General features: G+C 71.0%; 7 protein-coding genes. 5 read left to right on the top strand and 2 right to left on the bottom strand.

Annotation, left to right across the window (positions count from 1 at the left end):
* The 3 genes from N798_RS18395 to N798_RS10590 all read left to right on the top strand — a co-directional run.
* Nucleotides 1–592, top strand: a 592-nt coding sequence (locus N798_RS18395) for a protoporphyrinogen/coproporphyrinogen oxidase (protein ID WP_035948277.1), incomplete at its 5' end; no start/stop codon positions are given.
* A 4-nt stretch (nt 593–596) separates the two neighbouring features.
* Complete coding sequence (hemQ, locus tag N798_RS10595) at nt 597–1,325, top strand: hydrogen peroxide-dependent heme synthase (protein WP_035948276.1); 729 nt, start codon at nt 597–599, stop codon at nt 1,323–1,325.
* A gap of 221 nt (nt 1,326–1,546) precedes the next feature.
* Complete coding sequence (locus tag N798_RS10590) at nt 1,547–2,458, top strand: type IV toxin-antitoxin system AbiEi family antitoxin domain-containing protein (RefSeq protein WP_035948275.1); 912 nt, start codon at nt 1,547–1,549, stop codon at nt 2,456–2,458.
* Nucleotides 2,459–2,558: 100 nt separating this feature from the next.
* Here the strand turns inward: N798_RS10590 and msrB are convergent, their stop codons facing one another.
* Both msrB and N798_RS10580 read right to left on the bottom strand, forming a co-directional pair.
* The gene (gene msrB, locus N798_RS10585; RefSeq protein ID WP_035948273.1) at nt 2,559–2,996 is read right to left on the bottom strand and encodes a peptide-methionine (R)-S-oxide reductase MsrB; all 438 of its coding nucleotides are present in this window, start codon (nt 2,994–2,996) and stop codon (nt 2,559–2,561) included.
* 118 nt (nt 2,997–3,114) lie between these two features.
* Nucleotides 3,115–5,532, bottom strand: coding sequence for an ExeM/NucH family extracellular endonuclease (locus tag N798_RS10580; protein WP_035948272.1), 2,418 nt, complete (start codon nt 5,530–5,532; stop codon nt 3,115–3,117).
* Between the two features lie 211 nt (nt 5,533–5,743).
* On the opposite strand from N798_RS10580, the gene N798_RS17820 reads away from it, so the two are divergent.
* Together N798_RS17820 and N798_RS10570 are read left to right on the top strand one after the other, a co-directional pair.
* A complete protein-coding gene (locus N798_RS17820; protein WP_084100511.1) occupies nt 5,744–7,885 on the top strand; it encodes an ATP-dependent DNA ligase in 2,142 nt (713 codons plus the stop codon).
* Entirely contained in the window at nt 7,878–9,044 is a 1,167-nt protein-coding gene (locus N798_RS10570) for an alpha/beta hydrolase family protein (RefSeq protein WP_035948271.1), read from the top strand. Before N798_RS17820 ends, N798_RS10570 begins: the two co-directional genes overlap by 8 nt.
* Nucleotides 9,045–9,143 lie beyond the last annotated feature (99 nt).

The raw sequence follows: 9,143 nt of genomic DNA, 5'->3' as shown, positions 1-9,143 counted from the left end.
CGTGCCGCCGCCGGCCGCCGCGCGGCTGCTGCGTCCGCACGCCCCGGTCGCGGCCGACGAGCTGGCGGGGGTCGAGGTGGCCTCGGTCGGGGTCATCACGCTGGCGCTCCCGGCCGAGCAGGTCGCCGCTTGGGAGGGGTCGGGCTTCCTCGTGCCCCCGGTCGACGGCCGGGGCATCAAGGCCAGCACCTTCAGCTCAGCCAAGTGGGGGTGGCTCGCCGACGAGGGTGACGGGACGGCATACGTGCGGGCGTCCGTGGGGCGGGCGGGGGAGAACGCGACGCTCCAGCGGGACGATGCCGACCTCGTCGCGCTCGCCGCACTCGAGATCGCGGAGGCGGTCGGGTCCGGGCCGCTGCAGGTCCTCGACAGCCACGTGCAGCGGTGGGGTGGTGGGCTGCCGCAGTACGCCGTGGGGCACGTCGACCGGGTCGAGCGGGTGCGCGCCGACGTGGCGGGGGTGCGCGGGCTCGCGGTGGCCGGGGCGGCCTACGACGGTGTCGGGATCCCGGCCGTGATCGGGTCGGCGCACCTCGCCGCCGACGTCGTCCTGACCCACCTCCGGGCGCTCGAGGGACGCGCGGGAGAATGACACCATGAGCACCCCGTCCGGCCGACCGGTCCCGAGCAAGCCCACGCCCGCGCGCATGCGCGAGATCAACGAGACGATCCGCTACACGATGTGGTCGGTCTTCGAGGTCACCGAGCGGCTGGGCGACGGGGACCGCGCGGCGATGGCGGCCGAGGTCGAGGAGCTCGTCGCCGACCTCGAGTCGCGCGACGTGGTCGTGCGCGGGTTCTACGACGTCGCCGGGCTGCGCGGAGATGCCGACCTCATGGTGTGGTGGCACGCCGAGCGCATCGAGGACCTCCAGGACGCCTACCACCGTCTGCTGCAGACCTCGTTCGGCGCGCACCTGTCGTCGGTGTGGTCGAACGCCGCGCTGCACCGCCCGGCGGAGTTCAACAAGAGCCACATCCCGGCCTTTCTCGCCGGTGAGGAGCCGCGCGACTACGTCTGTGTCTACCCCTTCGTGCGCTCCTACGAGTGGTACCTCCTCGAGGACGCCGAGCGCCGCGACATGCTGCGCGAGCACGGGCAGATGGCGCGCGACTACCCCGACGTCCGGGCCAACACGATCGCGTCGTTCGCCCTCGGCGACTACGAGTGGGTGCTCGCCTTCGAGGCCGACGAGCTGCACCGCATCGTCGACCTCATGCGTGAGCTGCGCGCGTCGCGGGCCCGGATGCACGTGCGCGAGGAGGTGCCGTTCTTCACCGGCCCCCGCGTCGAGGTCGCCGACCTCATCGCCCGCCAGCGCTGACGCCCTTGGCGGGGACCGTTTTCCGCCATCCCCGGAAAACGGTCCCCGAGCAAGGGAACTGTTCTCCTGCTCGGGGACCGTTTCTCTTGTGCGGGTCCTGCACGGGTCCTGCCCGGGTCCTGCGCAGCACCTGTCCACAGGGCCGACCACGTGGAGCTTCCGTCCACAGGAAGGGCAGGCAAACCTGTCGAACCCCAGGCAGGTCCGGTGAGGCTGCCCGGATGAGTCTTCAGGAGATCGCGCGGTTCGCCGCCGCCCAGCGGGGCATGTTCACGACGCAGCAGGCGAACGCCGCTGGGGTGGGCCGCAAGGCCTTGCGCCAGGCCGTCCGCTCCGGGGCGGTGCGCCATCCGGCGCGTGGCCTGTATGCCGTGGCGGCCCTTGTCCAACCGGGTGCCGCAGCGTGGCAAGGGCACATGGCCGCCGGCGCCCAGCTGCTCTATGAGGATGCCGTGCTGACCGGCGTGACGGCCGTGCTGGCTCATGGGCTGCCGGTGTGGGGATTCGCGCTGGACCAGCCTGAGCTGCTGCGTCCCGTGGACCGTCAGGCTGGACCCAAGCCTTTTCGGGTCCGGCCGCTGCGCACCGCCGTGGTGGACGGACCTTGGGGCCCGAGTGTGCCGCTCGCGGAGGCGTTGGTGCAGCTGTGTATGGACCACGGCATCGTCCAAGGAGTCGTCTCGGCCGACGCCGCACTGCATCGCGGCCTGGTCTCGAAGGAGGAGCTCAATGCCGCCGTCGATGCCGTCGCCACGTGGTCGCGCTCGCACCGGCCTCGCTCGATGATGACGCACGTCGACGCCAAGGCCGAGTCCGTCGCGGAGAGCCGCGCGCGTGTGGAGTTCGCGTCACACGGCATACAGGTCGTGTCGCAGTTCGTCGTGCGCCGAGCCGACGGCTCCGTGATCGGACGCGCGGATTTTCGTGTCAAGGGGACGAACCTGCTCATCGAGATCGACGGGAGGATGAAGTACGCCGAGGGAGACCCGGCCGTGCTCTGGGGTGAGAAGCGGCGCGAGGACGACATGCGGGCTGAGGGCTGGCTGTTCGTTCGTGCGACGTGGCTCGACCTCGACGTCCCGGGTCGGGCCTCGGCGAAGGTCCGTCGTGCTCTGTTGGCGGATAGCGCCTGACCCGCCGTGCAAGAGAAACGGGCCCGGAGCAAGAGATCAGTTCTCTTGCTCCGGGCCCGTTTAGCGGGGACGGAGTAAAACGGTCCCCCTTCGGGCAAGGTCAGGCGGTGGGGGCCTCGCCGGCGGGGCGGAGGGTGAGGGCGATGCTGTTCATGCAGAACCGCTGGTCGGTTGGGGTGTCGTAGCCCTCGCCCTCGAAGACGTGGCCGAGGTGGCTGCCGCAGGACGCGCAGCGGACCTCGGTGCGCGGGCGGCCGGGCAGCGACGCGTCCTCGAGGTACTCGACCGAGTCGCCGGCGAGAGGGGAGTAGAAGGACGGCCAGCCGCAGTGGCTGTCGAACTTGGTGTCCGAGGTGAAGAGCTCGGCACCACAAGCGCGGCACGAGTAGACGCCCTCGGTCTTGGCGTCGGTGTACTCACCCGTGTAGGGACGCTCGGTGCCCGCCTGGCGCAGCACGGCGTACTCCTCGGGGCTCAGCTCGGAGCGCCACTCCTCATCGGTCTTGGTGACGGCATACGTGCGGTTCGAAGGCTCCATGTCATGAGCCAACCACGAGACCCCCGGGAACGTTCCCGGGGGTCTGGTGGCCCATGCGTAGGTCAGGGTGACGTCAGGCCGCGATCACACGGCCGTCGGTCGGTGCTGCAGCGTCCGTTCAGCGGGGTCCGCGGCCGTTGACGGCGAGTCCGATCAGCAGCGGGTCGTGGTCGGAGGACGACCACGGTCCGGTGGTGTAGAAGTCGGTGACGTTGTAGTTGCGACGCGAGTACTGCATCGCCACCGACTCGTCACTGTTGATGTCCCAGATGCCGGCGCCGGTGACCATCCTGAGCGCCTTGGCGTTGGCGAAGCCGTGGTCGAGCGAGCCGAGGCGGCCGTCGAACTGGTAGCTCGCCGACCCGGCGTCGAAGCGCTCGGCGAGGTTGGTGAAGCCTCCCGCCTCGATCTCGCGCACCGGGTCCTCCTTGGAGTAGGAGTTGAAGTCGCCGACGAGGAAGACGGCCTCGTCCGCGAACTGGGTGTTCGCCCACGTCCGCAGCGCCCTGGCCTGCTCGATGCGCGACGGGTTCGCGTTGCCCTGGCCGGTGCCGTCATCCACGCCGGAGCCCTTGGACTTGAAGTGGTTGGCGATGACGACGAACGGGTTGCCCGCGTTGAGCGCCTTGAACTTCTGCGCCAGCGGGTAGCGGGCGTTGGCGAAGGCCGGGTCGAGGAGGATCTGCGACGCGTCGAGCGCCTGGATCCGGTCCTTCCTGTAGATGAACGCGGTGCGGATGACGTCCTCGTTGCTCGGGGTGACGAGCGGCGAGGCCACGTAGGCCCACGTGCCACCGGCCTCGTTGAGCGCCGTCACGAGCGTGGCGAGCGCCTTGTCGCGCGACTGACCCGGCAGGTAGGAGATGCCCGCGGAGTTCTCGATCTCCTCGAGGGAGACGACGTCGGCGCCGAGACCGTTGATCGCAGTGACGATCTTGGCCTGCTGGTCCGCGAGGGCCGCGGCCGTCCACGCACCACGGACCTCGCAGAAGTTCGTCGTGACGGGGGTGCCGTCGCGGTCCGCGTAGAACGGGCAGTTCTTGAAGGTGTCCTCGGTCTCGCCGAGGTCGGTGAAGTAGTTGAGGACGTTGAACGTGGCGATCTTGAGGTTGCCGCCCACGGCCGGGGCGGTGGTCTCACGGTCGTTCTCGGTGGTCACCGGGTCGTCGGCGTCGGTCGCCCCGACGACCTGGCCGGTGGGCTGGTAGTTCCACTGGAAGCGGTAGTCGAGGATGACCGGCTTGCTGAAGGTCACCTGCGACGCGGTCCGCATCGGCTCCTTCTGCGAGAGGTAGGGCAGCGGTGAGTCCTGAGCTGCCTCGTTGCGGATGTAGTCCCAGCTCGAGCCGTCGTCGAGGGTGACGTACTTCTTCCTGTTCTCCGCCTCGTATGCCGTGGCCGCCGCACCCGGGAGGACCACGTCGGTCGCGGTGCGCAGCGGCTCGTCACCGACGGCGAGGCCGACCTGGCCGTACTGGTTGAGCTGGTAGTTGTTCGTGATCGTGTAGGTGCCTTGCGGCTGCACGAGCATGCCCTCGTACTGCTCCTTCTCGGCGTCCGTGGCCGGAAGCGTTGCGAGCGGCGTCGGGGTCACGGGCGCGCAGTCGGTCGCGGGGGCGACGGCCGTCACCTTGGTGAGCTCGGTGAGGCCGTTGTACTCCTCGACGGTGGCGGCGACGTCGACGCAGTCGCCGACGTCGACACTCGTGCGGCCGAAGACGAAGACGCCGTCGGACGCGCCCGGGGTGGCGTCTGTCGTGCCGCCGGTGCCCGGCGTCTGGAGGTAGAAGCCGTTGAACCCACCGGTCGGGTAGACCGCGGTGACGACGCCCTTGGTGGTGACGAGCTTGCCGTTGAGCGGCGAGGAGGCGCCGGTGCCCTGGATCTCGGCGATCGTCGCCGCAGTCGGGGGCTCGGGCTCGGGGTCGGTGCCGCCGCCCGAGCCTGAGGTCTGCGGCGTCGGTGCGCCGACGGCGAAGTCGGCGGAGTTGTCGTCCGTGTCGACGAAGGCGCTCTTGCGTGCGACCGAGGTCGTGTTCGTCGTCGCCGGAGCCGGGGCACGCTCGTAGGAGGCCGCGTTCGAACCCCAGCCGAGCAGGTCGACGACCTCGCCCGCGCCGTTGACCAGGGCGACACGTGCGCTGGTGCCGGACATCGCGACCGAGCCCGTGGCGTCCGGGGTCGGGAGCGCGGTGGTGCCGCCGCTGCCCTTGGCCTGCTGGATGAGGTAGTAGCCGTTGGCGGCGATCGAGCCCTTGAGCGGCGTGGAGGAGAAGGTCGTGCCCGTGCTCGACCAGTAGCGGACCGACCATCCCTCGAGCGAGAGCGCCCCTGCCGTCTTGTTGGACAGCTCGATGAAGTCGTGGGTCAGGGTGGCTCCGGAGTTGCCGCCACCGCCGTAGACCTCGGAGATGAGGACGGTGGTGGAGACGGCGGAGGCCGGGGCGGCCGTGAGCAGCGCGGTGGCGCCGACGAGCGGGAGGGCGACGAGCGGTGCGGCGACGGCGGCGCACGTTCGACGGGTGAGAGCGGACATGTACAGACCCTTCGGGTGAACAGGGAGGAGTCCCAGGGAGAGACCCACAGACCGTATGCCGTTTGCACACTTTTGTCTGTAGTGCTGGGTAAGCATTCGGCAAACTTCTCGCGCCGGGAGGGTGCCGCGGGTCCGACCGGGCGTCCGCGCCGGTCAGCAGGGCCTTCGCGCGTTCGGCTCCGGTGTCGTGGCGCGTCACTAGGGTGTGCCCATGACGGGTGCGACGACGCTGGAGATCGACGGGCCGGACGGCACGCGCGAGGTGCGCCTGTCCAGCCCGGACCGGCTCATGTGGCCCGGTGAGGGGATCACCAAGGGCGACCTCGCGGCATACGTCGTCTCGGTCGGGGAGCCGCTCGTGCGCGCGATCGGGGACCGTCCGGTCACGCTCCAGCGCTTCCCCGAAGGGATCGAGGGCGAGGAGTTCTACCAGAAGAACCCGCCCAAGGGAATGCCCGACTGGATCCGCACCGTCTCCTGCCGCTACCCGTCAGGGCGGCGCCACGACCAGCTCGTCGTCGACGAGGTCGCGGCGGCCGCCTGGGCGGTGCAGATGAACACCGTGACCTTCCACCCGTGGCCCGTCCGCACCGCCGACAACGACAACCCCGACGAGCTCCGCATCGACCTCGACCCGCAGCCGGGCCGCTCGTTCGAGGACGCCGTCGAGGCGGCGTTCGCGCTGCGGGAGGTGCTCACCGAGCTCGGTCTCACCGGCTGGGCCAAGACGTCGGGCAACCGCGGCGTGCACGTCTTCGCACGCATCCGCCCCACCCACGAGTTCCTCGACGTGCGCCACGGCGTCATCGGCATCGCCCGAGAGCTCGAGCGCCGCCTGCCCGACCTCGTCACGACCAGCTGGTGGAAGGAGGAGCGCGGGGAGCGGGTCTTCGTCGACTTCAACCAGGCCTGCCGCGACCGCACCATCGCGTCGGCCTACAGCCCGCGCCCCCTGCCCGGCGCGCCGGTGTCGATGCCGGTGACGTGGGACGAGCTGGGCTCGGTCAGCCCGGGCGACTTCACCGTGGTCACCGTGCCCGGCATCCTCGCCGACCGGGGTGACGCGTGGGCGGACATGGGGGAGGCCGTCGGCGACATCGCCCCGGCGCTCGCGCTCTGGGACGCCGACGTCGAGCGCGGGCTCGGCGAGCTCAACTTCCCGCCGGACTATCCCAAGATGCCAGGCGAGCCACCGCGGGTGCAGCCGAGCAAGCGTCGGGCCGACCGTGCCGACGAGGACTACATGAGGCCCAAGGCCGAGCGCGACGCCGACCTGCGCGAGCAGTGGGAGATGCCGGTCGTCCCGCCGATCTCGCCCATGCTCGCCAAACCGAGCAAGAAGCTCGTGGAGGGCGACGTCAGCTACGAGCCCAAGTGGGACGGGTTCCGGTCGATCATCTACCGCTCCGGCGACCGGGTCGAGATCGGCAGCCGCAACGAGAAGCCGATGACGCGATACTTCCCTGACGTCGTCGAGGCCGTGCTCGCCAACTTCCCCGACAGGTGCGTCGTCGACGGCGAGATCATCCTCGTGCGGCCGGGCGAGGACCGGCTCGACTTCGACCTGCTCCAGCAGCGCATCCACCCCGCGGCGTCGCGCGTGAAGAAGCTCGCCGCCGAGACCCCTGCGAGCTTCGTCGCGTTCGACCTGCTGGCGCTGGGGGAGCGCGACCTCATGGGGGAGCCGTTCGAGGTGCGTCGGTCCGAGCTCGAGAAGGCCTTCGCGTCGGTGAAGGCGCCGATCCACCTCACCCGGGCCACCCGCGACCCCGACGAGGCGCGCGAGTGGTTCGAGCAGTTCGAGGGGGCCGGTCTCGACGGGGTCATGGTCAAGCCGCTCGACGGGACCTACGAGCCCGACAAGCGCACGATGCACAAGTTCAAGCACGAGCGCACCGCCGACTGCGTCGTCGCCGGCTACCGCACGCACAAGAGCGGCGACGACCTCATCGGCTCGCTGCTCCTCGGGCTCTACGACGACGAGGGCACGCTCGCGAGCGTCGGGGTCATCGGCGCGTTCCCCATGGCGCGGCGCAGGGAGCTCTTCGAGGAGCTCCAGCCACTCGTCACCGACTTCGACGACCATCCGTGGGCGTGGGCCAAGCAGGAGGAGGGCACCCGGACGCCGCAGAACGCGGCTCAGTCCCGGTGGGCCGCGGGCAAGGACCTGTCCTTCACGCCGCTGCGTCCCGAGCGCGTCGTCGAGGTCCGCTACGACCACATGGAGGGGGTGCGGTTCCGTCACACGGCGCAGTTCGTCCGGTGGCGCGAGGACCGCGAGCCGGAGTCCTGCACCTACGCCCAGCTCGAGGAGCCGGTGTCCTACGACCTCGCCGACGTGCTCGATGGCTGAGGCGCGCGGCCTGCGTCGGGCGGCGGTCGCGGCGGCGGCGGTGGGGGCGACGACGACGCTCGCGAGCGCGGCCGGCTCGCTGGCGGCGGCGGCATACTTCGCCCGTCGCGTGCTCACCCCCGAGCGGCAGCGGCCGGACGACACCGAGATCCTGGAGGTCCGCGACGGCCGCGTGCTGCTCTCGGCGACCGACGAGACCGTCGTCCCGGGGCGCTACGGGCTGTGGCTCGACGGTGGCGAGGGTCACGCGCGCATCGGTGACATCACCGCCACCGACGCCGCGGCGGGCACGGTCGAGCGCGAGGTCCACGGCACCGACCACGGCGAGCTGCGACCGGGCGGTGCCCGCTTCGACGGCTACTACTGGGCGGGCACGCCCGAGCAGGCGCTCGGCCTGCGCACCGAGTCCGTCGACTTCCCCGGGGAGCTCGGCCGGATGCCCGCCTGGCTCGTGCCGTCCCCGGAGGGCCGGGGCACGAGGTGGGCGGTGTGCGTCCACGGGCGCGGCGCCCTGCGCCAGGAGACGTTGCGGGCGCTGCCCGCGCTGCACACCGCCGGACTGACCTCGCTCGTCCCGACCTACCGCAACGACGAGGACGTGCCCGCGGGCCCCGACGGCCGCTACAACCTCGGCCTCTCGGAGTGGCGCGACCTCGAGGCGGCGGTCGAGTATGCCGTCCGGTCCGGTGCCGAGGAGGTCGTCCTCGTCGGCTGGTCGATGGGTGGGGCGATCGTGCTCCAGTTCCTCGACCGCTCGCCGATGGCCGACGTCGTCTCGCGGGTCGTGCTCGACGGGCCGGTCATCGACTGGGGCGACGTCCTCGACCACCACGCACGGCTGCACCGGCTGCCCAGGGGCGTCGGCCTCCTGTCGCGCTCGATGATGGGCCGGGGGTGGGGCAAGCGGTTCGTCGGGGTGCACGAGTCGGTCGACGTCGCACGCACCGACTGGGTGAGCCGGGCCGGCGAGCTGCGCCACCCGATGCTCGTCGTGCACTCGGCCGAGGACGAGTTCGTGCCGGTCGGTCCGTCGCGGGCGCTCGCCCAGCACCGTCCCGACCTCGTGACCTACGAGGAGTGGCAGCTGGCCCGCCACTGCAAGGAGTGGAACACCGACCCGCAGCGGTGGGAGCGCGTCGTCGGCGACTTCGTGAGCTGACGCAGGCAGTGGCCGCTGACAGGGCGGCCCAGGACGGTGGGTCCCGGCGTGTCGGGAATAGCCGCGCGACGTCCCCGGTTGCCGCCCCTGTGTGTACCC

It is taken from the genome of Knoellia flava TL1 (assembly GCF_000768675.1).
Classification (GTDB): Bacteria; Actinomycetota; Actinomycetes; order Actinomycetales; family Dermatophilaceae; genus Knoellia; species Knoellia flava.
The sequence above is the reverse complement of the archived record's forward strand: the minus strand, read 5'-3'. Positions and strand labels throughout refer to the sequence as shown.

What these genes read in the sequence shown, in the direction of transcription:
- N798_RS10580 (WP_035948272.1), bottom strand. Translation starts at nt 5,532, where the DNA reads ATGTCCGCTCTCACCCGTCGAACGTGCGCCGCCGTCGCCGCACCGCTC.
- N798_RS17820 (WP_084100511.1), top strand. Translation starts at nt 5,744, where the DNA reads ATGACGGGTGCGACGACGCTGGAGATCGACGGGCCGGACGGCACGCGC.
- msrB (WP_035948273.1), bottom strand. Translation starts at nt 2,996, where the DNA reads ATGGAGCCTTCGAACCGCACGTATGCCGTCACCAAGACCGATGAGGAG.
- N798_RS10570 (WP_035948271.1), top strand. Translation starts at nt 7,878, where the DNA reads ATGGCTGAGGCGCGCGGCCTGCGTCGGGCGGCGGTCGCGGCGGCGGCG.
- N798_RS10590 (WP_035948275.1), top strand. Translation starts at nt 1,547, where the DNA reads ATGAGTCTTCAGGAGATCGCGCGGTTCGCCGCCGCCCAGCGGGGCATG.
- hemQ (WP_035948276.1), top strand. Translation starts at nt 597, where the DNA reads ATGAGCACCCCGTCCGGCCGACCGGTCCCGAGCAAGCCCACGCCCGCG.